Annotated in this window: 24 protein-coding genes; 12 read left to right on the forward strand and 12 right to left on the reverse strand. The window is 62.1% G+C overall.

Going from position 1 to position 23,334, the window contains the following annotated elements; translation table 11 throughout:
- Positions 1 to 267: 267 nt before the first annotated feature.
- Positions 268 to 417: a hypothetical protein gene (locus ACYVRU_RS10775; protein ID WP_157012722.1), complete on the forward strand. Its 150-nt coding sequence runs from the start codon at positions 268 to 270 to the stop codon at positions 415 to 417.
- Between the two features lie 115 nt (positions 418 to 532).
- Here the strand turns inward: ACYVRU_RS10775 and ACYVRU_RS10780 are convergent, their stop codons facing one another.
- The 5 genes from ACYVRU_RS10780 to ACYVRU_RS10800 all read right to left on the reverse strand — a co-directional run bounded on the left by ACYVRU_RS10780 (position 533) and on the right by ACYVRU_RS10800 (position 3,974).
- Positions 533 to 988 carry a HEPN domain-containing protein gene (locus tag ACYVRU_RS10780; protein WP_114540162.1) on the reverse strand — a complete coding sequence of 152 codons (456 nt, stop codon included), beginning with the start codon at positions 986 to 988 and terminating at the stop codon, positions 533 to 535.
- The gene (locus ACYVRU_RS10785) at positions 981 to 1,313 is read right to left on the reverse strand and encodes a nucleotidyltransferase domain-containing protein (RefSeq protein WP_114540161.1); all 333 of its coding nucleotides are present in this window, start codon (positions 1,311 to 1,313) and stop codon (positions 981 to 983) included. Before ACYVRU_RS10785 ends, ACYVRU_RS10780 begins: the two co-directional genes overlap by 8 nt.
- 220 nt (positions 1,314 to 1,533) lie before the next feature.
- Entirely contained in the window at positions 1,534 to 2,214 is a 681-nt protein-coding gene (locus tag ACYVRU_RS10790; protein WP_370797620.1) for a hypothetical protein, read from the reverse strand.
- A 151-nt stretch (positions 2,215 to 2,365) separates the two neighbouring features.
- Entirely contained in the window at positions 2,366 to 3,250 is an 885-nt protein-coding gene (map, locus tag ACYVRU_RS10795) for a type I methionyl aminopeptidase (protein WP_223900493.1), read from the reverse strand.
- Between the two features lie 139 nt (positions 3,251 to 3,389).
- Positions 3,390 to 3,974 carry a TetR/AcrR family transcriptional regulator gene (locus ACYVRU_RS10800; RefSeq protein WP_114548953.1) on the reverse strand — a complete coding sequence of 195 codons (585 nt, stop codon included), beginning with the start codon at positions 3,972 to 3,974 and terminating at the stop codon, positions 3,390 to 3,392.
- Between the two features lie 366 nt (positions 3,975 to 4,340).
- On the opposite strand from ACYVRU_RS10800, the gene ACYVRU_RS10805 reads away from it, so the two are divergent.
- The 5 genes from ACYVRU_RS10805 to ACYVRU_RS10825 all read left to right on the forward strand — a co-directional run bounded on the left by ACYVRU_RS10805 (position 4,341) and on the right by ACYVRU_RS10825 (position 10,469).
- Positions 4,341 to 5,510, forward strand: a complete 1,170-nt coding sequence (locus tag ACYVRU_RS10805; protein WP_461186151.1) for a DMT family transporter — start codon at positions 4,341 to 4,343, stop codon at positions 5,508 to 5,510.
- A 114-nt stretch (positions 5,511 to 5,624) separates the two neighbouring features.
- Entirely contained in the window at positions 5,625 to 6,455 is an 831-nt protein-coding gene (locus ACYVRU_RS10810; protein WP_114548955.1) for a creatininase, read from the forward strand.
- A complete protein-coding gene (locus ACYVRU_RS10815; RefSeq protein WP_157012718.1) occupies positions 6,445 to 7,767 on the forward strand; it encodes an MFS transporter in 1,323 nt (440 codons plus the stop codon). The genes ACYVRU_RS10810 and ACYVRU_RS10815 overlap by 11 nt, the downstream gene beginning before the upstream one ends.
- Before the next feature lie 304 nt (positions 7,768 to 8,071).
- On the forward strand, positions 8,072 to 9,460 hold the full coding sequence (locus ACYVRU_RS10820) for an MFS transporter (RefSeq protein WP_302404996.1): 1,389 nt from the start codon (positions 8,072 to 8,074) through the stop codon (positions 9,458 to 9,460).
- Positions 9,461 to 9,659: 199 nt separating this feature from the next.
- Entirely contained in the window at positions 9,660 to 10,469 is an 810-nt protein-coding gene (locus ACYVRU_RS10825) for a DUF4013 domain-containing protein (protein ID WP_302404995.1), read from the forward strand.
- Between the two features lie 4 nt (positions 10,470 to 10,473).
- Here ACYVRU_RS10825 and ACYVRU_RS10830 read toward each other — a convergent pair whose 3' ends face one another.
- Positions 10,474 to 11,250 carry a DnaJ domain-containing protein gene (locus ACYVRU_RS10830; RefSeq protein ID WP_302404994.1) on the reverse strand — a complete coding sequence of 259 codons (777 nt, stop codon included), beginning with the start codon at positions 11,248 to 11,250 and terminating at the stop codon, positions 10,474 to 10,476.
- Between the two features lie 9 nt (positions 11,251 to 11,259).
- Positions 11,260 to 12,474, reverse strand: coding sequence for a putative ABC transporter permease (locus ACYVRU_RS10835; protein ID WP_302404993.1), 1,215 nt, complete (start codon positions 12,472 to 12,474; stop codon positions 11,260 to 11,262).
- 112 nt (positions 12,475 to 12,586) lie between these two features.
- Between ACYVRU_RS10835 and ACYVRU_RS10840 the strand changes: the two genes are divergently transcribed.
- From ACYVRU_RS10840 to ACYVRU_RS10865, 6 genes are all read left to right on the forward strand, one after another.
- Positions 12,587 to 13,003, forward strand: coding sequence for a hypothetical protein (locus ACYVRU_RS10840; protein WP_302404992.1), 417 nt, complete (start codon positions 12,587 to 12,589; stop codon positions 13,001 to 13,003).
- A gap of 91 nt (positions 13,004 to 13,094) precedes the next feature.
- Complete coding sequence (locus ACYVRU_RS10845) at positions 13,095 to 13,952, forward strand: hypothetical protein (RefSeq protein WP_302404991.1); 858 nt, start codon at positions 13,095 to 13,097, stop codon at positions 13,950 to 13,952.
- A 27-nt stretch (positions 13,953 to 13,979) separates the two neighbouring features.
- Entirely contained in the window at positions 13,980 to 14,435 is a 456-nt protein-coding gene (locus ACYVRU_RS10850; RefSeq protein WP_302404990.1) for a hypothetical protein, read from the forward strand.
- A 132-nt stretch (positions 14,436 to 14,567) separates the two neighbouring features.
- Positions 14,568 to 15,587: an acyl-CoA dehydratase activase-related protein gene (locus ACYVRU_RS10855; RefSeq protein WP_302404989.1), complete on the forward strand. Its 1,020-nt coding sequence runs from the start codon at positions 14,568 to 14,570 to the stop codon at positions 15,585 to 15,587.
- On the forward strand, positions 15,580 to 16,779 hold the full coding sequence (locus ACYVRU_RS10860) for a hypothetical protein (protein WP_302404987.1): 1,200 nt from the start codon (positions 15,580 to 15,582) through the stop codon (positions 16,777 to 16,779). Before ACYVRU_RS10855 ends, ACYVRU_RS10860 begins: the two co-directional genes overlap by 8 nt.
- A complete protein-coding gene (locus tag ACYVRU_RS10865) occupies positions 16,776 to 17,765 on the forward strand; it encodes an acyl-CoA dehydratase activase (RefSeq protein WP_302404986.1) in 990 nt (329 codons plus the stop codon). Before ACYVRU_RS10860 ends, ACYVRU_RS10865 begins: the two co-directional genes overlap by 4 nt.
- A 92-nt stretch (positions 17,766 to 17,857) precedes the next feature.
- Here the strand turns inward: ACYVRU_RS10865 and dmsD are convergent, their stop codons facing one another.
- From dmsD to ACYVRU_RS10890, 5 genes are all read right to left on the reverse strand, one after another.
- Positions 17,858 to 18,526, reverse strand: a complete 669-nt coding sequence (gene dmsD / locus ACYVRU_RS10870) for a Tat proofreading chaperone DmsD (protein ID WP_231699571.1) — start codon at positions 18,524 to 18,526, stop codon at positions 17,858 to 17,860.
- A gap of 36 nt (positions 18,527 to 18,562) precedes the next feature.
- On the reverse strand, positions 18,563 to 19,417 hold the full coding sequence (locus ACYVRU_RS10875) for a dimethyl sulfoxide reductase anchor subunit family protein (RefSeq protein WP_270358149.1): 855 nt from the start codon (positions 19,415 to 19,417) through the stop codon (positions 18,563 to 18,565).
- A complete protein-coding gene (locus ACYVRU_RS10880; protein WP_022739168.1) occupies positions 19,414 to 20,043 on the reverse strand; it encodes a 4Fe-4S dicluster domain-containing protein in 630 nt (209 codons plus the stop codon). Before ACYVRU_RS10880 ends, ACYVRU_RS10875 begins: the two co-directional genes overlap by 4 nt.
- 114 nt (positions 20,044 to 20,157) lie before the next feature.
- Positions 20,158 to 20,790 (reverse strand): DMSO/selenate family reductase complex B subunit, encoded by a 633-nt coding sequence (locus ACYVRU_RS10885; protein ID WP_022739171.1) that lies wholly within the window; start codon positions 20,788 to 20,790, stop codon positions 20,158 to 20,160.
- Between the two features lie 13 nt (positions 20,791 to 20,803).
- Entirely contained in the window at positions 20,804 to 23,230 is a 2,427-nt protein-coding gene (locus tag ACYVRU_RS10890; RefSeq protein WP_302223595.1) for a DMSO/selenate family reductase complex A subunit, read from the reverse strand.
- Positions 23,231 to 23,334: the final 104 nt, after the last annotated feature.

Here is a 23,334-nt window from a genome sequence, read left to right on the forward strand (position 1 = left end):
ATCGCAACTAGAATCACTGGCGTATTGGCGAAATTAAATTGGCCGGGATTGGCGATTTATCTCCGACTTGGGTGTGGCTGATTTAACCTGACTCCAATAGTGGCTCAGGCCGTCAGGCGGCGAGAGCACGTTAAGCGTACCGTGCGTCGATGAGGATGGCGTCATCGGGTGGTGCATGTCGTTTGCCTCCGCTGGCGTGCGACCGGCGATATGGCTTGCTTTCTGATGAGTCGTTGTGCCTATTCGGCACTGAGGAAAACGTCCTCGGTGCCGAGCGTAGCGCAAGACTGGCTCGTGGCCTTCGAGGAGCAGTTCGATAGGCTGTTTCGCGCAGGTGAGGTCGTCGTAGTAGCTGGCCCGGAGATCGTAGAGCAGCGGCGACAGGGACGCCGTGCTCAGGGCTACGGGATGGCCTAGGGTCTGGGGCGCTATGACGTGGAGGCCCCCATGCTCGGCGCAGGTCTCGCCGATCCACAAGGCTGCCTTCCGAGTGCCGAAGGGGGCGGTGAATCTTCGCCGTGCGACGGGAGGCCTACTCGTCCGAGTCGTCTCTCGGTTTCTCTTCGTGCAGGTAATGTACTTCGACCTTGATTTCTACGGAGTCGTATCCGTTTTCAGCGAGCGATTTTGCGATGGTGTTGCAATCGGCGATGGCCTGAAGGGCCTCGCCGCGGTCGATATCCGGCATCTGGGAATAACGTGCTGCAACCGCATGCATGCTGATATTAATGGCAGCGTCGATAACAGGGGGCTCGACGCTCAGCCAGCCAGAATCGATGGCTTTCGACAGAAGCTCGTCGACGCTATGGGTCTTGCTGGGAACGATTCCATTCTGGATGAATACGTTCTTCACCATCTTTTCTGCTGCTTGCTGCGAATGGAAGGCGATGGCCTCGGTGTAGGGATCGATTTCCTTCGCCAGATTCTCGACAACGAGCACATCGCGGTGGGCGGCGTACATGAAGCCGGTGTATTCCGTATCAGCCATAAATCTTCACCCCTTCACGAGCGACGATGTATTCGGGTGTCGAGAGGTCGTGCGAGCGTTGCACAAAGGTGTCGGCGCTTGAGCAGAGCACGTCCTTGGGACGCTTCATCCAGAGAAGCGCCTTGCGAACCAAAGCGCCGTAGGCCAGGGGTCTCTTAGCGGCGTCTTTTGTGACGACGTAAAGGTCGACGTCGCTATCGGGTGTTTGCTCGCCGCGGGCGTAGGAGCCGAACACATAGATGGCGTCGGTGGGCACGGTGCTTACGATGCTGCCCACAATATCGTCGAGATGATCGATGGGAAGTTGTTTCGCATTGGGGTTCACGGTGCCTCCTTCCGATGGCTAGGTATGCGGCGTCGCCTGATGGGCGTGATTTGCCTGGCTCCGTCTGATTATACCTTCAACGAAAAGTCCCCAGGCATGACAAAGGGCCCTGTCCCCTCCAAAAACAGAGCCCTCATCGTTCGAAGCTTGTGGGCTTCGGCGTAAATCGGTGATTATTATAGCAACCCTCACAGAAAATGCAAAACGTCACCGAAAACTGTTACTTTTGCTCGCGCTTCTTGGCCTTCATGTACTTGGCGCCGAAGGCGCAGATGTCGGTGGCGCCGAAGCCGATGAGTAGCATCGAGAAGCCGGCCTTCAGCACTTGAGCCGAGGTGGCGCCGGCGCTTGCGAAGCCAGCGGAGCCGTTCATCTGGTAGGTGTCGAACAGGGAGCCGACGTCGTCGGGTGTGTAGTAGGCGAGCATGCACAGGCCGAAGACGATAATGACGGCGCCGACGATCATACCGCAAATGCGGAAGGCCTGCTCGGGATCAATCGTCTTGTGCGTCTTCTGGACGGCGGCCGCAGTGGCGGCTGCCGCTGTGTGAGGCGAGGCGGTGGGGGCGGCACCGGGTGCCGCAGCTGCAGTAGGAGCCTGTGGCGCCGCTGCTGCTTGTTGGGGCGCCCCGTAGGTCGCCTGGTAGGCGGCTTGATGGGTCGCAACCGGATTCTGCGGCATAACGGGAGGCTCGTTGGTGACGGCGGGCTCGTCGGGGTTCAGCTCCTGGGATTGCAGCACCTCGCCGAGCATCTCACTCGCATCGCCCGCAGCGGCGGTCTCAACGTCGCCAGGGGTGCGAGCGGGTTCGCCATAGGCAAGGGATTCCCGCTCGAGCTCGCGGCCTTCGGGGCCGTAACCGGCGGTGGCGCCAGGGGTTTGGTTGGTGTTCTCGGTCATGGGAAAGCTCCTCTCAGAGAAAGGGTTCTTGGTTGAACGCAAACCAGCATAGAAGCGGCCCGCCCCGAAATCGGAGCGGGCCGCTAAGCGTATGGCGACCGTAAAGTTGCCGCCACCGTTTCGGAAACGGTGGCTGGCGAGTCGGTTCTCTCTACCAGCTGAGCAGCTCGTAGCCGTCTTCGGTGATGACGAGTTGGACTTCCCATTGGGCTGTGAGCGACCGATCGGCGGTGCGGACCGTCCAGCCGTTGGGGTCGGTCATGTCGATCTCCTGGGCACCGGCGTTGATCATGGGCTCGATGGTGAAACAGAGCCCCGGCACGAGAATGGGGCCAGTGCCCGCCTCCGTGACGAAGCTCACGAAGGGATCCTCGTGGAACTCCAGGCCGATGCCGTGGCCGCCGAACTCGCGGACGACGGTATAGCCATGCTCGCGGGCGTAAGCGTTCACGGCGGCGCCGATATCTCCCAGATGCCCCCAGGGCTTGATGGCGTCGAGTCCCACCTGCACGGCCTCTTTCGTGACCCGCACGAGATCAGCCGCCTCCGGCGACACGTCGCCGATGCAGAACATGCGGGACGAATCGGAGAAGAAGCCGTCTTTAATAGTGGAGCAGTCGATGTTGACGATGTCGCCCTCGCGCAGCACCTCGTCTGGAGAGGGGATGCCGTGGCAGACCACCTCGTTGACCGAGGTGCACACTGACTTCGGGAAGCCCTCATAATCGAGCGGCGCGGGAATGGCGCCGTGCTCCACGGTGTAGTCGTGCACCCACTGGTCAATCTGCTCAGTGGTAATGCCCGGCGTGATGCGCTCGGCCACGTAGTCCAGCACGCCCACGTTCACCTCGGCGCTGCGCTTGATGCCCTCGATCTCGGCCGGGGTCTTCAGCAAATCGCGCGGCGGCACTTCCTCGCCGGTCTCGGCGAGCTCTTCCAGGCGCTCGTCGAAATCGAGGTGGCATTTCTTGTACTTCTTGCCGCTGCCGCACCAGCACTCGTCGTTGCGTCCAGGACTTTGAAGGCCGTCATACATGGGGGCTCGCTCCTTTATCGTGTGCGCCTGCGGGCGCCTTGATGTTCGCGTTCCCATGGTACTACAAGTTCGCCAAAGCGAACCTGCTGGTTTGCCTCGGCGGGTTCATTGCGAGACGGGATGAAGGGCTTGCGCGACTCTATCGATCGGTTGCGGGTATCTCCAGGGCGCGGTAGAGGCGGTCGGGCACGAGGCTCACCAAATCGTCGGTCCAGCGCGCAAGATCGGTGGGCTCATCGGAGCGGAACCAGTCGTTCATGACCTCGCATTCCAGCTTCGAGAACACCTCCACGATGAAGCGCAGGTTGTCGTTCACCTCGACATGGCGGTAGTTCTCCAAGGTGTCGAGAAGCACGGCCTTGCGGTTTTCTGGCATGATGGTCTGCCCGAAGGGCGTGTTGATCGAATACTGGATGGACTCACGGAAGAAATCGCGCTCCTGGGCGATGAGCCGCAGATGGTGGTAGTAGCCCGTTTTCCAATCGATGGTGCGGCCGATCTCGTTCAAATAGAACTGGCGGCAGAAGATGGAGTACCACCAGGGGATGTCATACTTGCTCTCGAAGTGCCGGTAGAAGGTCTGTCGCGAGATGCCGGCGTTGCGGCAGATCTCGGCCACGGTAATCTGATCGAGAGATTTGTTCACCGCATGAAGAATTTTCATCTTGATGCTCAAATCGGGGGAATTGAAGATGTTCTCGCCCAGGGTGAGGTCAGTGATCATAGGAGTGCCGCCTTCTGCTCGTTTCGGGTATGCATCCGGGGGTTGGTCATGTCCTCCTTAAACGCATAGTACCTGATTGCTGTGGCTGTATTGATGACAACTGAAGGTGAACGTCAAGAGAACCATGATGCGGTTTCCCCTTTGTCACAATTTTGTGACATTATTGCCAATTTGTTCTCCGCTTCAAACAAAAACCCGCTGACATTCTGTTTCGAGGAACAGAGTTTGCGACTTGATCTTTGCGCTCGCCTGCGACTGGGCCGCACAATTCTTCTCATAGGGGAAGGTGCTTCCAATGAGGCGTCTTCGAAATCGAATGGGAAGAGGGTTCCTATGAACTCGAAATCGAATGGGAAGAGGATTCCTATGAACGAAAGGGCGAAGTACAAGTTCATCGGATTTATCATGATGTTCTGCTCGTCATCTTTGATGGGCGGCATCGGAGCGTTCACGCGCTTCATTGACGCCCCAGGCGACTTCGTGTCGTTCTGGCGCAACTTCGCGGGCCTTATTGCGCTCACGATCATCTTCTTGTTTATCGGCGGCTTCAAGAAGGTGAAGGCTACGCGATTCTCGGGCATGATGTTGCTCTCGGGCATCTTCTTGGGGCTGCTTTCCGGCCTGTACTGCCTGTCCACCCAGTACACGACGTTGGCGAACGCGTCGTTCCTCATTTACACAGGGCCGATCTACTCGACGATCCTTGCGGCGATCTTCCTCAAGGAAAAAATTGACTGGCGGGGTATTCTCTGCATCATCGCCGTGGTAGTCGGCATGCTGTTCATTGTGGGCATCGTCACTCCCGAGGGCCTGACGCTCGATCTCGATCCCACCTATACCTTCGGCAACGCCATTGCCTTCGCATCGGGTGTCGCCTACGGCCTCTATTTGTTCTTCTCGCGCTATCGCGAGGATTGCGACTCGAACGTGCGCTCCTGGTGGAACTTCCTGTTCGCATCGCTGGCCATTCTCGTGCTGCTTCTGTGGCACAACTTCTGCCTGCAGCCGCTGTCCTATACCGAGAAAGTGAATGGCGTGACGCAGGTAGACGCCGCTGGCCAGATCATCACGCACCCCTGGAACCTGTTCACCATGCCGCTCGATTCCTGGCTGTGGCTGATTGCCGCCGCTCTCATCACCGGCTTCGGCGCGTTCTATCTGCTCACCCATGCCACCAAGCGCCTGAAGGCCGGCGAGCTGGCTGCCATCTCCTATCAAGAGACCATCATGGCGTCGCTTCTGGGCCTGTGCCTGTTCGGCGAGACCCTGACCGCCTTCCAGCTTATTGGCGGCGCGCTCATCGTTATCGGCGGCGTGAGCCAGATCGTCTTCACCACCAGTGCGGCGAACAAAGAAGTCGACGATGCCGCTGTTGATGGCGAAGTGGCCCTGGCGGCCCAAGTGGGAGCCGGCGGTGCGGGCTTCATCGATGCGAACCCGGATGGAATGGATCCGAAGCTGGCTGCTATGGCCGACGGCGCCCAGAAAGCTGCCGACGCTTACGATCGGGACCATCCCGACGCCGACGACCGCTAAGTCCCCTGCTTTCGCGGAGGGTCTGGCTGGGGAAGTGAGAGCCCGGCCCTCCGCTTACGCACTTGCCAAATGGGTCTTTTTGGGAGGGAAGGCCCCTGCTTTCAAGGAGTGACTATGAAAAACTCTGTATTCATGGAAGAGATGGACGCCTTTACCTACCGCGAGAAGCTCGCGAAGGATGCCGTCGTCTTCATCCCTGTCGGCGCACTCGAGCAGCATGGCAGCCATATGGCCATGTGCGTGGACGCCGCTCTTACCAAGGCCATGGCCGGCGCGACCGCTGAGGCGCTCACGGCCGATACGGACGGCGCGCTCGAGGGTATCGTGTGCTCGGCCATCAATTTCGGCTATCGTTCCCAGCAGCGCAGCGGCGGCGGGTTCCACCTGTCGGGCACGACTTCGCTGTCGGGTACTACGATCATCTCTTTGGCCCGCGATATCTGCTATAGCCTCATCGAGGACGGCGCTCGCAAGATCGTGTTCATGAACGGCCATTACGAGAACTACCAGTTTATCTTCGAAGGCGCCGAGCTGGCTCTCGAGAAGGCGTCGGCCGAGGGCATCAAGAACGTGAAAATCCAGCTTTTGTCCTACTGGGATTTCGTTGACGATGCCACCATCCAGGAGTTGTACCCCGATGGTTTCACGGGTTGGGATTTGGAACATGCTGGCGTGATGGAGACGTCCCTCATGCTCTTGTTCTATCCCGATTTGGTGGACATGGACCGCATCGATCCCGCGCTGTACACGGGGTTGCCCGCCGAGCTTCCCAATTACGATGTGCTGCCCATTGTGGCCGACTACACGCCCCCTTCGGGCTGCCTGTCGCATCCTGGTGCCTCTACGCGCGAAAAGGGCATCATCCTGCGTGACGTTGCCGTGGCCAATATGGTCATCGCCATCGAGGATGAATTCAGCGGAGCAGGTGATTTCCATGAGGACTAACGATGCCGCGGCTGAGGTCGCCCCTGTTGCTCACGAGCCCCACAGCGATTTGAAGCGCGTTGCCGCCTCGTCGTTTCTGGGAAACTTCATCGAGTGGTTCGATTATGCCACCTACACGTACTTCGCCATTACGATTGGCCAGGTCTTCTTTCCCGGCTCCGAGGTGAACTCCACTTTGATGGCCTTCGCCATCTTCGCCCTGGCCTTTATCTTCCGCCCGCTCGGCGCCATGTTCTGGGGAAGCATGGGCGACAAAAAAGGTCGCAAACAGTCGCTGGCCATCTCGGTTCTGCTGATGTCCGGTGCCGCTTTCCTCATCGGCTGTCTGCCGTCCTACCAGGCCATTGGCCTGGCCTCTCCCATCCTGTTGCTCGTGCTGCGCAGCGTGCAAGGGTTTTCAGTGGCTGGCGAGTACTCGGGTGCCGCCGTGTTTCTGGCCGAGTACGCCCCGCCTGAGAAGCGCGGCCGCTATTGCTCGCTCGTCCCCGCATCGACGGCCACGGGCCTGCTGGCGGGCTCCACGATGGCCCTTGTGCTGAAAATGGTTCTGCCCGAGGCCGCCATTATTGAGTGGGGCTGGCGCATTCCGTTTCTTCTGGCTGGCCCACTCGGCTTCATCGCCCACTACATCCGCACCAAGCTGGAAGACTCTCCGGCTTTCGTGAAGATGGAAGAGGGGAACAAGGAGGCGGAGCATCCGACGCACTTGGTGTTCAAGAAGTACCGCAAGCGCCTGCTGTCCTCCGTTGCCGCTACTATGGTGAACGCGGTGGGATTTTACCTGGTGCTCACCTATCTGCCGACGTACCTGACGAGCTACACCTCAATGGAGGCGTCCCAGGCGCAGCTGGCCACCGACATCGCGCTCATTGCATATCTGCTCATCATCTTCGGCTCGGGCACGCTGTCCGATAAAGTGGGGCGTCGGCGTATGCTGCTCACCGCATGCGTCGCCTTCATCGTGCTTTCCATTCCCTGTTTCCTCATGTTGGGGACGGCGTCGCTGCCCATCGTTATTGTCGCCGAGCTGATCATGTGCGTGACGTTGTCGCTCAACGACGCGAACATCGCTTGCTATCAAGCGGAGATGTTCCCCACGGAAGTGCGCTACACCGGTGCGGCTTTGGGTTCGAACATTGCCTATGTGGTGTTCGGCGGCACGGCGTCGTTTGTGGCCACGGCGCTCATCGACGCCACAGGCAACGGGCTCATGCCAGCTTTTTACATGATGGCCATCAGCGCGGTGGCCGGCGTTATCCTGTTCTTCACAGCTCACGATTATAATGGCATACCCCTGGACGAGATCAGGTAGCTGGTTGGTTGACGCTGGCTCGTGCCCCTTCTTTCGGGCCAGCTCCCTCTGAGGTGCCAGCTACCGCCTCGTTCCGGCGGATCGGCCGCTTGCCCGGCGGCCGCCTCTTTTAGGCCCCGCAGCCTGCCCTGGCTGTGGGGCCGTTTGCGCGTTTCGGGCACCGAGAGGGGCGAAAGGCTGCGCCGGGCTTGTGGGCGCGTCCAAGGGGGCCTTCGGTTTCTTGGAGCCGCCCCTTCCGTCACCTGCGGCGCCGTGCTACTCTAGGCAGTACGACGTGACTACGGGACGATGAAGGAGGTGGAACGTGGCGGCGGTCAGTCCGGGGGTCTACAAGAAAGTGCTGAGCGTGCGCGAGGCGTACCCCTTCGATATCGCGTGTTTGCTCATGCGCTTTTTCGGCAGCATGCTGAATATCGGCGTGGTCACGATGATCACGCTGTCGGGTTACTCTTTTCTCACGGCAGGGCTGTCCTCCTCGCTCATTGCGTTGTCCATCTTCGTGGTGACGCCTCGGGTGTCGAAGCGCATCGACGAGCGCGGCCAGTCGGCCGTGGTGCCCAAGGCCGCGGCCGTGTCGCTTCTGGGCCTTGTTGTTCTGATTGCGAACGTGGCGCTGCACGGGCCGGTATGGCCCCTGTTCGTAGGGGCGCTGCTGGTGGGGTTCTTCCCAAGCCCCCAGGCCATGGCCCGCGCCCGGTGGACCTACCTCATCCGCTCTGGCCGTTTGGGCGAGGCGGCCCCCGATTTGCGTACGATGTTCTCCTACGAGAGCGTGCTGGACGACATGGCGTTCATCTTCAGCCCGTCCATCTCCATCGCGCTCGCTGCCGCCATCGCCCCGGTGGCGGGCATGGTGTGCGGCGGTGTCGCCTTTGCCGTCGGGGTTGTGCTTTTGTGCACGGCCAAGAGCACCGAGCCGCATCCCGGTTGGTCGCAGGCTGGGGCTGCGGGGAACGATGCCGATATCGTCGATGTCGCTGATGCCGCCGATGCCGTCGCCGATGTGGCGGGAGACGGTGCGGCCGCTTCGAAGGGCGCGCTCGCCGAGGGGGCGGCTGCCGTCGCTTCGGCAGCCTCCGTGCCTTCGAAGAGCCTGCTTGCCACCTCCGAGGCGGTGCGCGTGCTGTTCGTGATCTACGCCTTCGCCGGGTCGTTCCTCGGCCTGTTCGATACGGCCACAGTGTCGCTTTCCGAGGACTTGAACAGCCCCGATTTCGCCGGTGCGGTCCTTATGGCCTCGGGGGCGGTGTCCATGACGGCGGGCTTTCTGTTCGGCATGGTGCGTCTGCGGGCGCCTCTGCCCAAGCAGCTCGTGGTGGCCGCCTGCGCCGTCGGCCTGTCCTTCGGCACCATGTTCCTTATCGATTCGGCGCCCACGCTGATGGTGGTGGCGCTGCTGGGCGCGTGCACCTACGCGCCTCTGCTCATCGTGGCCAACGGCGTTTGCGAGCGCGCCGTGCCCGACGCGCGCCTCACCGAGGCCATCACGTGGCTCAATGCTGGCTATACCTGCGGGGCCGCCTTCGGGCCCACCGTGGCCGGCGCCCTCATTGACACCTTCGGCACCATGGCCTCCTTCAAGGTGGGCACGCTTCTGTGCTTGGGGATGCCCATTACTGCCATTCTCTGCTATCGCGTGGTGAAGGCGAGCATCCTTCCTGCCTACACGGTGGTGGAGAAGCGCGAGATGTAGAAGTCTGCTCTTCAGGGACTCCTTCAAGCTTGCTTAATTCTTGCGGAATTAGGTGACAATTTTCCCACTGATTCGGTGTCAAAAGGGGAATGGTGTCGCAATAGCCCCAACGCCATTCGAGTCGGAGTGCCTCTGGTTTGCGCCGCGCTTTGGCCGCCGCAAGGTGCAGGCGTTTCGACTCCGGAAAGAGGAGGTTCCCATGGATCCGATGAACTACACGCCCCCGACCCAGCCCGCGCCCGCCTACGCCACCAGCTGCCTGAAGGCCGCCTGGGAAGACGTGAAGGCGACGCCGAACTACGTGAGCCGGCTGTTGGTGCTCGGCCTCATCATGTGCGTGCCGATTCTGAACTTCGTCGTGGCCGGCTACCTTCTGTTCTGGTCCCGCGAGGTGCCCTTCGGCGGCCGCAGCCTCTTGCCCCAAAAAATCGTGACGGGCAAGAACTTCGAATACGGCTTCTACGCCTTCGTACTGACGCTGGTGGTGGGCCTGATTGGCGGCATCATCGGCGGCATCTTCGGCTGGATTCCCTTCATCGGCTGGGTTGTCTCCATCGCCGTTTCCCTCGCCACCTATGTGGCCGGCATCATCATGCAGATGCGCATGATCATGGGGCAGAGCCTGGGCGATGGCTTCAACGTGAAGGACATCTGGGAGAAGGCGCGCCGCAACTGGGGCCAGCTGTTCGCGGTGACGCTCATCCCCATGGCCATTGTCATCGGCATCTCGCTCGTGCTGAGCATCGTGGTGTTCTCGATCATGTTCCTCTGCATCATGGGTGCCGCGCCCACGATCGCCGCCATCGGCGGTGCGGCCGATCCCTCCTTCGCGCAGATCATGTCGCTCATCGCCGCCCTGGCCGGCCCGATGATTTTCTGCACGCTCATCCTGTACGTGGTGCTGTCGGTGGCTGAAACCTTCGCCGAGGCCGTGGCCATCCGCGGCGTGGCCCACTGGGTCGCCCGCTACGCCCCCGAGTGGACGACGCTCGACGTTCCGCGCTACTAATAAACTACAGGCAGAACAGGAACGGTTGGCAGAGGGCCGGCCCGCACATGAGGCAGCAGCACAGCGAGCTCGGGTCCACGCAGCCGCCGAAGCCGCGGCTCTCGCTTTCCTGCTGGTAGGTGCGGGCGCGGGCGCCGATGACGGCCTCGGCCTGGCGGTAGTCGCCGTTGGTGGGATCGGCCTTGCGGGCGGTGCGGATCTGGTCCACGGCGGCCACGGTGTTGCCGGCGCCGTAGTTGGCCAGCGCCGCCAGATAGTGCCAGCGGGCCGTGCGCTCCTTGATGGGCAGGGCCGCGAGCACCGTGAGGGCCGCTTTGTAGTTGCCGCCGTCGATGAACAGCACCGCTTGGCGCAGCTCGGCCGAATCGGTGGTCGATACCTCCGGCCGCGGCACCGAGGAGGCCTGGTTCCAGGTGTTGAACAAGTCCTCCCAGTTGATTTCCACCCACTGGTACTGGTACCCGCCGCCGGGCGCCGAGCCGCCGCCGTAGGGATTGCCAGGGCCGGAGCTGCCGAAGGGATTGCCGCCCGGCGTGCCGTAGCCGGTGTAGGTGGGGTTGTAGGGCGACCGGTAGCGCCGGGCATCCTCGCGGGCGTACTTCTCCGGGTTCGTGATGCGGTCGTAGGCCTCGTTGATCTTCTTCAGGCGCTCCTCGGCCTCGGGGTCGTCCGGGTTCAAATCCGGGTGGTTCTCCCGCGCCTTCTTGCGATAGGCCTTCTTTATCTCGTCGGACGTGGCCGTGCGGGGAACGCCGAGGATGTCGTACGGGTCTTCAGTCACGAAAATCTCCTAGGATGAGCGATGGGCGGCATCGGGGTGGATGCTCATCGATTCGAAGCGGTTTTCCATCCACTGGTTGTCGAACTGCTCGGCGCAGAACTGCTCGAGCGCGTTGTCGGGCGCCGCACCTGCCAAGCGCGAGTACCAGCAGTCGAGGGCCACGAGCGTCATGGCGCCGTCGAAGATCATCAGCGCCGCGCACAGCGCCGTGATGGAGTAGCGCCAGCGCCACGGGATGAGGTTCACCGTGTGCAGAAGCGCCGGCAGAGCGAGCTTCACCCACACCACGCCGAGGACGCCCCACATGCACATGAACATGAAGTTGGTGCGGCCATTGATGTTGAGGAACGTGCCAGTGTAGTCCCAGGCGATGGCGCCGAAGGCGTATTCCATGAACCAGCTGACGAAGTACTCGAAGGCGCCCCCGATGACGGCGCTGACGAGGAACACCACGGGGATGGGCGCGTTGTGGAAGCGGTTGAGCGCCAACGTCATGAGCACGGCGCCGAAGCCGTAAATGGGGGAGAAGGGCCCCCACAAAAGGCCGGCGCGGTCCTCGTAGTGGCCGAAGTCGACCACGAGCACGTGGTAGATGGACTCGATGACCACTCCGGCCACCGAGGCGATGACGAAGATCCAGAACAGGTTGAAGAAGTCCAGTTCGATGTAGCCGCGGCCGGTCTTGTCCAGGCCGAGGGTGCCTTCCTCGGCCTCTTCGCGGGTCTGCATGAGGCGCAGCCGCCGCTGCAGCTCGCGCTCGTCGGACAGCGACGGGTCCACCCAGACGTGGGCCGCGATGAGGATGAGGGCGCAGGCTCCGAGGAACCACAGGCCCGGGTTCACGCCGAACAGCAGCAGATCGGCGGAGAAGGCGACGACGAGCCCTATGGCCACGGCCTCGGCGATGAGGCGGGCGCGCCGGCGGTTGCCGCGCAGAAGGCGGAAGCCGAGAACGCCGGAGGCCAGGGCGCAGAAGCAGGCGGACAGCGCGAGCGTGACGTACAGGATGATGGTGAGCAGCGAGTCGTCGGTGTAGGTTTTCTCGACGAAGACGGTTCCCATTTGGGCGAGCGTGTGGATTACTTCGGGCACGACGGCCACGCCCCCGGCCATGAGCAGGGCGCCGAACACGCGAAGCGCCAGGGGAGTGCGCTCGCTCTTGCTGCCGTCTCCGATGCCGGGCGAGGGCTGCAAGGGGGTTTGTTGAAGAACCGTCGGATCCATGGGCCTATGGTATCATGACCCCCATCTTCAGGCGGCAAGCCCACAACAAGCCCGCAAGCTTGAGGGGCGTCCGTCACATTGCCCGCAGGGCAGCAGGCTGAAAGGAGCGCTGGTGGCAGTCGAACAGACAAGCACCATTTCGTGGTATCTGCGCATGTTCTCGTACCTGCTGATGATCTGCGGCCTGTTCGGACTCGCCGTGGGCGGCGTGGTGATCTACGGGGCTCTCGCCGACGGGGCGGCCGCCGCGACGGGGCTTCCGCTTTCCGCCCTTGTGCTCGGCGTTGCCGCGGCCGTGGCCAACGGCATTACCATTGCAGCAGGAGTTCTCGGACGCGCGGCCTCGCGCAATCCGGGGCGCGCGGCGGCCCTTCGCAGCCTCGCTTTGGCCGGTGTGGTCGCCTCGGTGTTCGGGCTGGGGCTGTGCTATGCCACGGGCGGTCAGCTTCCCACGTCGCTCATCTTCAACCTGTTGCTCATGGCGATTTGCGTCGTCATCGCCGGCAACCTGGGGAAATCTGTCCAATAGTTCTTTCGCTGCTCTAGCCGACATCGAGTCAAATACAGTATACTGCGAGGCTAAGGCCGCATAATGGCGGTCTGCTTTCTCAGGAGGAATTATGACTGAACTCGATCCGCGCAGCGCCTCTCCGGCCGATTCCGCCCCCGACGAGGGTCTTTCCCCCCGCGCGGCCGCCGAGGCCAAGAAGGCCGCCGCCGCGAAAGCCGCCGCTGCGGCGTTCATCCAGAGTGCCGGGGACGATTACGGCAACGTCGAGGCCGCTCAGCCCCGCGACGTGAAGAAGGGCCAGCGCACGGCCGTCATCGCTGGTCTTATCATCTGCGTGCTCGTAGCCGCCGGCGTGCTCACCTATCTGTTCGCCTCCGGCTTCTTCAACAAGCAGCCGGTCGCCGAGGAGACCCAGCGGGTGCCGCTGTCCGACGCCCGCGTCATCGCCGCCTTCGACGAGGTGGCCATGGACGCGCCGGACATCTCGCAGTACGCCTACGTCTCCCAAGACGCGCTCATCGGCCCGAAGTTCAGCGACATCGTGCTGAACGAGCCCACGAACTTGGGCACGCCGGGCAACCAGATCGTCACCTGCGAGGCCACTGCCACGGCCACCTTCAAGAACAAGGGCGTCGAGATCAACGTGCCCGTGACGCTGCCCTTCGAGTACTCCAATGCCGGCGAGACGTGGGTTCCCGGCGATTTGGTGGTGGGAGAGGCGACGGCGGTGCCCTTGGCCAGCGCCAACGCCAGCGACATCCTGGCCAACCTGAACGACATCCTCGCGACCAACGACCCCACCTACGGGGAGGCCATGGTTGATGCGTCCATCGTGAAGACCACCTCCGATCTCACCATCGACGGCGGCCCTATCACCGTGGACCTTTCGAAAACCGTGGAAAGCGAGGCCGACGGCGTGAAGACGAGCGAGCTGCGCACCTCCACGGTGACGCTGAACGTGGCCTGATCCAACACCGAGGGCTGGCTTGTCACGGTGGCCGACGCGGGGCAGATCGACACGCAGACGAACCAGATTCCCGTCGCTCCGGCCGAGGGCACGGATTCGCCGGCATCGGTCGACCCCGCCAACACCGACCCTGAGAACATCGGCAACGTCAAGTTCGGCGACTCGGTGTCGCTGTCGGGCACGCTTCAGGCGGTGGAAGACGCCGCAGGTCTTTCCTCCGGCAACAACTACACCAATAAGGGCACGACGGATAACGCCAACGGCAGCGTGCAGCTGGTGCTGAAGCTCACCCGCCCGCTGGACATGAATCTGAACGGCACCCAGTATCGGCTGACCACCATCGCCGTGGCCACCTCGGGCCTCGATGACAACGGCAAGAGCCTCATTGGCCGCAAGGCCGATGTGAAGGGCCCCCTGGAGGAGTCGTTCGCCACGTCCTGGTCGCCGGCGGGCGTGAAGGCCCTCGAGATCCACGTGGAATAGCGGACAGCATTTCGAAATGTGCAGACAGCGCCCCTTGGACGAAGGTTCAAGGGGCGCTGTGCTATGATTGCCGGTACTGCTTATTCGCGCCGGGCCGCTCGGCCGGCGCCTCGATACCTGAGGAGGTTGCCCGTGCCCCAAACGACAGATTGGGCCGATGTGCAGGTGGTGGGCATTCCCCGCGCGCTTCTGTTCTATCGCTTCGGCGTGCTGTGGACCACGTTCTTCGAATCCATCGGGCGCACCGTGGTGGTGAGCGACCCGACGGACAAGGCCATCGCCGATGGGGGCGATCGTCTTTCCGTGGACGAGTGCTGCCTGGCCTCGAAGGTGTTCATCGGGCACGTGGAAAGCCTTGCGGGCCGCTGCGACGCCGTCTTCGTGCCCTGCTATCCGACGAGCGACCACCGCAGCGGGTTCTGCACGAAGTTCCAGTCGGCCACCGATATGGTGCGCAACACCTTCCGCGACGACAAGCTGCGCGTCATCTCCTGCGAGGTGCAAAATGCCCGGAAGGCGAAGGACGTGCGCCGCGCCTTCTGCGACATGGCCGCCCGCATGGGCGTCGCGCCCAAGGACGCCCGCGCTGCCTTCAAGGCCGCCTGGGACGCCCAGCGCGCCCACGACGAGGCGCTGGCCACCGCCCAGGAGCGCACGCTGCGCCGCCTGGTCGACGAGCGCCGGACCGCCGATGCCGCCGCCGCGGCCGGCGACGATGCGGTCGCGCGCCCGCTTGGCATCCTGGTGGTGGCCCATCCCTACATTTCCCACGATCCGTACCTCTCCGGCGCGGTCATCGATTCGCTCGAGGATATGGGCGCCACGGTCGTCTACGCCGACGCCATGGATCACGAGCGCGCCTACAAGAAGAGCTTCGAGTTCTCCGGCACTATGCCGTGGCTCATCAACCGCGAGCTCATCGGCTCTATCCTCCTGGCGCAGGATGACATCGACGGCATCGTGCTCATCAGCGCCTTCCCCTGCGGCCCCGACTCCATGACCGACGACGCCATCATGCGCTGCATCCAGGGCACGCCGATTCTGAACCTGATGATCGATGCGCAGTCCGGCACCGCCGGCGTGGAGACTCGCGTAGAGAGCTTCGTCGACATCCTGCGCTTCCAGCAGAAGGGAGGCTATGTCCATGAGTAAGCCCCAGGCCCTCATCGAGCAGGTGCGCTCCTCGGTGGCTGTTGAGCTGGAGCGGCGCCATGCCCCAACGCTTCTGGCCGACCGCAAGGCCGCCAAAGCCGCCAAGCACAAGGCCAAGCACCATAAGTACACCAAGGCGGCGTTCTTTCGCTACTGCTACTACGATCCGGCGTTCAAGTTCTTCTGCGAGCAGGTGCTCGACGTGGACTACCTGTCCCTGCCCGAGGCCACCCGCGCCGCCAGCGAGGTGGGCGTCCAGAACTCGAGCGATTACGTGTGCACGCCTTTCAAGCACATCCTGGGCGATTTCGCCGAGGCGCTCGATTTGGGCGCCGACATCCTCATCCAGTTCGGCGGCCCGTGCCGGCTGGGCTATTACGGCGAGCTGCAGGAGTCCATCTTGCGGGACATGGGCTACGAGTTCATCATGATGAACTTTGCCCGGGGCATCGAACTGGGGTACATCGGCTGGGCCAAGGAAGTGCTGAAGACGGTGAACCCGAACATCGACGTTCCCCACGGCGTGGTGAAGCTGAAGGCCGTAGCGAAGATGATCGAGCACTTGGACTCCCTGCGCGACTTCTACCTGGCCAACGCCGGTTTCGAGATGGAGCGCGGGGCCTTCGACGCCGCCTGGGTGTCGGCGATGGACGCCATGCGCACCTGCCTGGACGAGCGCGACATCAACGAGGCGTACCGCGAGGCCATGGCCGCCTTCCGCGCCATTCCCCTGGACAAGCCCGCCGATCCCATCCGCATCGGCATCGTCGGCGAGATGTTCACGGCCATCGACGAGCGCAGCAACTTGGGGCTCGACCACAAGCTTGTCGCCATGGGCGTGGAAGTGCACCGCATGCTGAACTTCACGAACCGCTACCTTCGCTACAACGAGCCGAACCTGCGGGTGGGGGCGAAAGACTACCTGACCTATGACATGGGGCCCACCTCCACGCTCACCGTGGCGGCGGCGAAGAAGTACGCCGCCGGGGGCTTCGACGGCCTTATCCACGCGAAGAGCGCCGGGTGCACGCCGGAGATCGACTGCATCCCCGTGCTGCAGAAGGTGAGCGAGGACTATTCGGTGCCCGTGCTGTACCTCACCTACGACTCTCAGACCTCCGACACGGGCCTGGACACGCGCCTTGAGGCGTTCTACGACATGCTTTCCATGAAGAAGGAGAAGAGCAAATGACAAAGGGCTATCTCGGCATCGACATCGGCTCCATTTCCACGAAGGGCGTGATCATCGACGAGAACCGCGCCATCATCGCGCGTTCGTATCTGTGGACCGAGGGCAACCCGACCGAGGCGTCGAAGAACGTCGTGCGCGAGCTGGAGCGCCAGGTGGAAGGCGCGGGGGTGGACATCGTCGGTGCCGGCACGACGGGCAGCGCGCGCCGGCTCGTGGGCGCCATGCTGGGGGCTTCCGTGATCAAGAACGAGATCACCGCCCATGCCGTGGGCACCACTCATCTGCACCCGGACGTGCGCACCATTCTGGAGATCGGCGGCCAGGATTCCAAGATCATCTGCGTGTCCGACGGCATCGCGGTGGACTATGCCATGAACACCTTGTGCGCGGCGGGCACCGGCTCGTTCCTGTCGTCCCAGGCGCACCGCTTGGGCGTGGAGGTGGAGGAGTTCGGCGACATCGCGCTCACTTCCACCAAACCGGCCAACATCGCCGCCCGCTGCACCGTGTTCGCCGAGAGCGATCTCGTGCACAAGATCCAGGTGGGCTACGCGCGCGAGGACATCATCGCGGGGCTTTGCAACGCGGTGGCGTCGAACTACCTGAACAACGTGGGCAAGGGCAAGAAGATCGCCGCGCCCGTGGTGTTCCAGGGCGGCGTGTCGAAGAACGCCGGGGTGGTGCACGCCTTCGAGGAGCAGCTGGGTATGCCCGTGGCGGTGGATCCGGACGGGCACCTCATGGGAGCCTTCGGCGCGGCGCTGCTTGCCGCCGATGCCGGGCCGATTGTGGGGGCCGAGTCGGGTCCGTTCGCGAGCGGCACCTTCGACTTCGAGGCGATGCTCGACTTCGACTTCAAAACCCGCGAGATCGAATGCCAGAAATGCGCCAACCACTGCGAGGTCATCTGCGTCTACCGCGACAAGGACATCATCGACAGTTGGGGCAACCGCTGCGACAAGGGCGCCGTGAAGACCACAGCGTAGGGACTCTTTCGCCGTGGTGCAGGAGATTTTGTTGATGGCATGGGGCTGCTTTGGCGGCCCCTTTTTCGTACGGCAACATTGCCCGTCGACGCTTAGCGATAAAAGCGAGGTTCGATCACGACAAGCGACAGCTCGTCCTGCGCTCCCTTCAGCGTGGCTTTGGTGAGAAGGGCGAGCCCTTTATAGAAAGGATGCTCGGCGCAGACTTCCAGAAGGCCCAGATAATGGGGGGCCCAAGGGAGAAGATGCTCAGACAAGTACTCTTCTACCAGCTCGGGGCGTTCTTCAGTCAAAGTGGCGAGCAGCGAGAGCATAAGGCCGATATGGTCGTCAGGCATGCGGTCGTCTGCGAGGCGAGCGATGCCGTGTTGGCGCATCCAGCTCCGCAGACGCAGCGTGCTTTCCCCGAAGATGACTTGCTCCCGGTCGGTATAGACGGAGCCCCAAGGCGGCGCCGGTTTTTGCGCAGGGCCGATGAACAGTCTTCGGTACTCGTCCACAAGCTTGTCTTCGGCGCAGAAAGCCCCGTCAGCTTCGGTGGCGCGGCTCGCTTTCAGCCCCGCAACGATAAGATCGAGGCCTTCTTGCGCCTCGGTTTTGTCGGCCAAAGGCCATTCTGCCGTAGCCTCGTCGGCGTTAAGCAAGCTCAATGCTTCGAAAAGCGCTCCTGCGCTACCAGTGCGTGGATCCTGCAGAAACAGGGGAGATAGTGTGGCGCCTGCAAATGACAGGCTGTTCAGGACATCTACGGATGGGGTCAAGGAAAGCCTCCTGGGCAAGTCAGTGATTTCGGCGGGCTAGAATCCGACGGTCATATGCAGATTGTAGAACACAATGCGTGTTGCAAAGACGGCGGCGAAGGCGAGGATGGCGGCGGCGATACGCAGGATGAGGCGCGCACACTCGGTTGCTCGGGGTCGCAGGGCCCAGCCGTCGAGGAGGAGCGCGCCAGCCCCGACGAGGGCGAAGATGCCGATGACAAGAGGGTAGCCCGGCGCAAGCGAGGCTGCGGATATCTCATTGTTGGCGATTGAGGCCAGATAGGCGTTCTGGGCGAGCATGGAGATGACGCCGGCAGCAAGGCTCGCCGCCCCCAGGCCCACAAGGAGAAAGCTCCATCGTGATAGGGGTACTTTCGCAGCGGCAAGAAACAGCTGGCTTAGCACGGTCCCCTCGAATAAGCCCGTGAGCAAAAGGTTCGCCGGTGAATAAGGTGTGTTCCAGGTGGGCACGGTGCGCACGGCGTAGGCTTGGGAGGTGCACGCTAGCAGGGCGATTCCTGCAAGGCAAGCGACGAGCAGCCATGGCTTCGCAGCAGCATCGGGAAAGTTCACCTTGAAGGCGACCATCCAATAGGATCCAGCCAGGAACAAGAACATCACGGCGGCCAGCACCTCGTTGGAAAGCGGAGAGGTTCCCACGCCTGAGAACACGTGAAGCGCGTTGGCCGGCGTACCCAGATGCGTTGCCGAGGCGATGAAGCCAACGAGCGCAACGGCGAAAGGCAGCGCGATCATGCGGTCGATGCGAACCGCGCGCTCGTGGTCGATAGCAAATAGGCGCGCCAGAGCCATGATGATGAAAGCTACGACGCCTGCAGGGGCCAAGGCGGTGAACAGCGCAAGGGAAAGATTGTCGAGGCCGCTTGTCATAAGCCGATTTCCTTGCGGTTGACCAGCGCGCCCTTGCGACCTTGGGCAGCAGCGGGGCAGGGCCGGATGAATAAATTGGGCCCGGTCTCCGTTTCCGAAGGCAAAGGAAGGATGTCGCCGCGCACCTCGTCCCACCATTCGGCATGGCGCTCGAAGATGTCGCCCTTCTCCCCGAAATCCAAGGCGCGCAAGGGGCAGGCCTCCACGCAGATAGGGGCCTGCCCCGCGGCCAGACGCTCGCGGCAGCCATCGCACTTGCTCGAGCGCTTGAGCTCTTTATCGATGACGGGCGCATGGTAGGGGCAGGCCATGGTACAGTAGCCGCAACCGATGCATTTGGTGATGTCGGGCCAGATAAGCCCCGTCTCATCGCGATGCATGGCCCCTGTGGGGCATACCTGGGTGCAGGCGGGGCTGGCGCAATGGTTGCAGGCCAGAGAAATGTGATAGGCGAAGGCGTCTTGGGAAACGGTTCCGTCCTCTGCTACGTTCCAGTCGCCGCCCTCGTAGTCGAGCACGCGGCGAAATCCTTCGTCGGGCCCATGGTCGTGGTAGTCCTTGCAGGCCATGACGCAGGTCCTGCATCCAGTGCAGCGCGCGTTATCGAAGAAAAATCCCTTCGGCATGGTCTCCAAGTCCCTTCAAACGGCGTAGATCGGGCGAATCCGTGCTACGCCTCAATCATATCGGAAGCGGGCCGCCGCCTATGAGGGAGGGGTCGCGGCGGCCCTGAATGCTCCTTAGGCGTTTTCCACTTCCTTCGGATTCGCGATGGCGCCGGTGGTGTCACCGCAGTCTTTGGCGGCCGGGCAGGCCAGAATGGCCACAGAGGGCTTCGTCGCATCCGGAGGAGCCATGGGGGCAATGCCGTCCACGGTGCCGGGGTGCGCCGCTCGCAGCTTTTCGATGTCCCCGAACTCGAGGGCCCGAAGCGGACAGGCGTCCACGCAGATCGGCATCTTGCCCTCGGCCACGCGGGAGGCGCAGCCGTCGCATTTCGCGGATTTCATGGTCTCGGTGTCCACTACGGGCACCTCGTAGGGACAGCTTTTCACGCAAGTGCCGCAGCCAATGCACTTCTCCTCGTCGCGGGACACGAGCCCGGTATCGGCATCCTTTTCCAAGGCGCCTTGGGGGCAATTGGCCACGCAGGCCGGCATTGCACAGTGGTTGCAGGCCATGGACACGTGGTAGGCCCAGCTCGTCGGCTCAAAGGTACCGTCACCGTTGTCTTTCCAATCGCCACCCTCGTAGTCGAACACGCGGCGGAAAGCGTAGTTGGCGGGCAGGTCGTTGTAGTCTTTGCAGGCCATCTCGCAGGTGCGGCAGCCGGTGCAGCGGGTGCTGTCGAAATAGAATCCGTACTGAGTCATCTTCGTACCTCCCTTAGGCCTTCGCAATCTGGACGATCATGGAGTGAGTGCCGTTGCCCTTGGCCATCGGCGTTGGTTTGTACTGCGTGAGCGTGTTCACGCAGCCGCCCTCGTCCACCTTGTCGCCATTCATGTTGGCCTTGTGCCAGGCGCCCTGCGGAATCATTACAGTTCCGGGGATGACGCGGGGCGTCACCTTCGCCTCGATGCGAATCTCGCCAACCGGACTTGTCACGGCAATCAGGTCGCCGTCTTCAATTGAGCGGCTCTCGGCATCAGCGGGGTTTACCCACAGCTGCTGACGGGCCACGGCTTCAAGCTCGGGGATGAAGCCGAACGATGAATGGGTGCGGCTCTTGTGATGGAAACCGCAGCAGTAGAGGGGGAATTCCTCGGTGACGGAACCGTATCCGTGAAATCCTGCTTGGAAGACGGGGATGGGGTAAATTACCTCGCCCTCTTCAAGATCCCAGGTACGTGACATCTCGTCCAGCGCTTCGGAGAAGATCTCGATTTTTCCGGAGGGGGTGCCCAGTGGGTTGGCGGAGGGATCGTTGCGGAACGCCTCGAAGGCGATGTAGGGTTCAACGGGTCGCTTGTATACGCCCTGCTCGAGCATTTCCTCCCAGGTCGGCATGGAGCCATCTTCTTCGGCCCCCTGCTCATAGAGGAACTTTACCCATTCGTCATGAGTGCGGCCTTCGGTGAACGCATCACGCACGCCGAACTTATCGGCAATGTCGGCCATGACGTCATAGCTCGAGCGACACTCGCCGGGTGCTTCTTGAGCGGGAGTACCCAGAACTACGCCCGCGTACCATTCGGTGTATCCCTGGGTCTGCAGGTTCATTTGTTCTGAGCGCATGGCATCGGGCAGCAGAATGTCAGCGTATTTCGCCGAGTCGGTCATGACCGTGTCCCAGACGAGGATGAACTCGCATTTCGATTCGTCGACGAGAATCTCATGGGTCATGTTGATATCGCCATGCTGGTTGGTCAGACAGTTGCCGGCGTAGTTCCAGATGAACTTGATATCGGTACCAAGTTCATCGCCTCCGACAAGACCGGAATTTGTGGCGGTCATGGTATGGCCGTGATCCACGGCGTTAACCCACTGATAAGCGGGAATGGAAAGCGTGACGGGGTTTTCGCCTGCTGGCAAGCCGGGAACGAGACTTGTGAGCGCCATGGATTCACGCTCCCCGTTGTTGGTGCCCGGAAGTCCCCACTTGCCTAGGAGGAGCGGCAGCATGTAAATAGAGCGGCAGGCGTCCTCGCCATTTGTGTGGCGCTGGGGGCCCCATCCCTGGGTGATGAAGGGTGCCTTAGCAGCAGCGATGGTGTTGGCTAGTTCGCGGATGCTGGAGGCAGGAATCTGAGTGATGGGGGCGGCCCACTCGGGCGTCTTCTCCACCATGTCCCAGCCAGTGCCCATAATGTAATCCTTGTAGGATTTGTTCTGACCTTTGGCGGATTCGGGCATGGTGTCCTCGTCGTAGCCGAGGCAGTAAGTATCGAGGGATTCCTTGTCCACTTTGCCTTCGACGATCCATTCATGAGCGATGGCCGCGCAGAGGGCCGCGTCGGTACCAGGGCGAATGGGAAGCCATTCGTCAGGGTGGCCGGAGACCGTCTCGTTCATGCGCGGGTCGATAGAGATAATTTTGCCGCCGCGGTTCTGAATGGCTTCGCGAAGGCGGGCGAAATCCCATGAGGCATTGGCACCGCCCATGCGAGTTTCGGCGGGGCTGTTGCCGAACATGACGATGAGATCAGAATGCTCGGTTGCCTCAGTCAGAGAAGAGCCGTCGAGCGACGTACCGTACATGTAGGGCGCGACGGCCTCGATCATGTGGGCCGAATAGTCATAGGAACGGTTTAGGTAGCCGCCGAGCAGGTTGAGCAATCGGGCGGTGGGGTTGCCTGTTTTCGAGTACATGCCTGTGGCATAGTTGACGTAGATGGCCTCATTGCCATAGGTGTCGATGACGCGTTTCAGCTCGCTGGCGATGGTGTCGATAGCCTCGTCCCAGGTAATCTGCTCGAACTTTCCTTCGCCGCGTTTGCCCGCACGCTTCATGGGGTACAGCAGACGGTCGGGGCTGTTGAGCCAGCGTCGCATGGAGCGGCCGCGTAGACAGGCGCGGGCCTGCAAGTCGGTATCTCCTGTGTTATCGGTCTCCATGTAGAGCACTTTGCCATCGCGGGAGTGCCACTGGAAGACGCAGTTGCCGCCGCAGTTGACGTTGCACTGACTCCAGTGGATCTCGTCGGGCGCAGTCTCCTCTCCGGTGGCGGCCATGGGCTCCTCCCCGGCTCCGGTGCCAGATTGGGGTGCGCATCCGAAGAGTGCGGTACCCGCGGCTCCCGTGGCAGCCAGGCCCGCGAGCGAGCCTTTGACGAAGGTGCGGCGCGACAGGGTGGATTGGGTTTCAGTCATAGTCCCTCCTCTAGTTGAATTGCCTTCTCGCCGCTTTCAAAAGTACCGGAAAAGGGGAAGTGCCGAATCACACGACAAGTGTGATTTAAGGACAAAGCCCCAGT

The organism is Adlercreutzia sp. CNCM I-6216, assembly GCF_977113345.1.

Excerpts from the sequence above, each read along its gene's own strand:
- ACYVRU_RS10780 (WP_114540162.1), bottom strand. The coding sequence starts at position 988 with ATGGCTGATACGGAATACACCGGCTTCATGTACGCCGCCCACCGCGAT.
- ACYVRU_RS10790 (WP_370797620.1), bottom strand. The coding sequence starts at position 2,214 with ATGACCGAGAACACCAACCAAACCCCTGGCGCCACCGCCGGTTACGGC.
- map (WP_223900493.1), bottom strand. The coding sequence starts at position 3,250 with ATGTATGACGGCCTTCAAAGTCCTGGACGCAACGACGAGTGCTGGTGC.
- ACYVRU_RS10800 (WP_114548953.1), bottom strand. The coding sequence starts at position 3,974 with ATGATCACTGACCTCACCCTGGGCGAGAACATCTTCAATTCCCCCGAT.
- ACYVRU_RS10805 (WP_461186151.1), top strand. The coding sequence starts at position 4,341 with ATGAACGAAAGGGCGAAGTACAAGTTCATCGGATTTATCATGATGTTC.
- ACYVRU_RS10810 (WP_114548955.1), top strand. The coding sequence starts at position 5,625 with ATGAAAAACTCTGTATTCATGGAAGAGATGGACGCCTTTACCTACCGC.
- ACYVRU_RS10815 (WP_157012718.1), top strand. The coding sequence starts at position 6,445 with ATGAGGACTAACGATGCCGCGGCTGAGGTCGCCCCTGTTGCTCACGAG.
- ACYVRU_RS10825 (WP_302404995.1), top strand. The coding sequence starts at position 9,660 with ATGGATCCGATGAACTACACGCCCCCGACCCAGCCCGCGCCCGCCTAC.
- ACYVRU_RS10835 (WP_302404993.1), bottom strand. The coding sequence starts at position 12,474 with ATGGATCCGACGGTTCTTCAACAAACCCCCTTGCAGCCCTCGCCCGGC.
- ACYVRU_RS10845 (WP_302404991.1), top strand. The coding sequence starts at position 13,095 with ATGACTGAACTCGATCCGCGCAGCGCCTCTCCGGCCGATTCCGCCCCC.
- ACYVRU_RS10860 (WP_302404987.1), top strand. The coding sequence starts at position 15,580 with ATGAGTAAGCCCCAGGCCCTCATCGAGCAGGTGCGCTCCTCGGTGGCT.
- ACYVRU_RS10865 (WP_302404986.1), top strand. The coding sequence starts at position 16,776 with ATGACAAAGGGCTATCTCGGCATCGACATCGGCTCCATTTCCACGAAG.
- ACYVRU_RS10875 (WP_270358149.1), bottom strand. The coding sequence starts at position 19,417 with ATGACAAGCGGCCTCGACAATCTTTCCCTTGCGCTGTTCACCGCCTTG.
- ACYVRU_RS10880 (WP_022739168.1), bottom strand. The coding sequence starts at position 20,043 with ATGCCGAAGGGATTTTTCTTCGATAACGCGCGCTGCACTGGATGCAGG.
- ACYVRU_RS10885 (WP_022739171.1), bottom strand. The coding sequence starts at position 20,790 with ATGACTCAGTACGGATTCTATTTCGACAGCACCCGCTGCACCGGCTGC.
- ACYVRU_RS10890 (WP_302223595.1), bottom strand. The coding sequence starts at position 23,230 with ATGACTGAAACCCAATCCACCCTGTCGCGCCGCACCTTCGTCAAAGGC.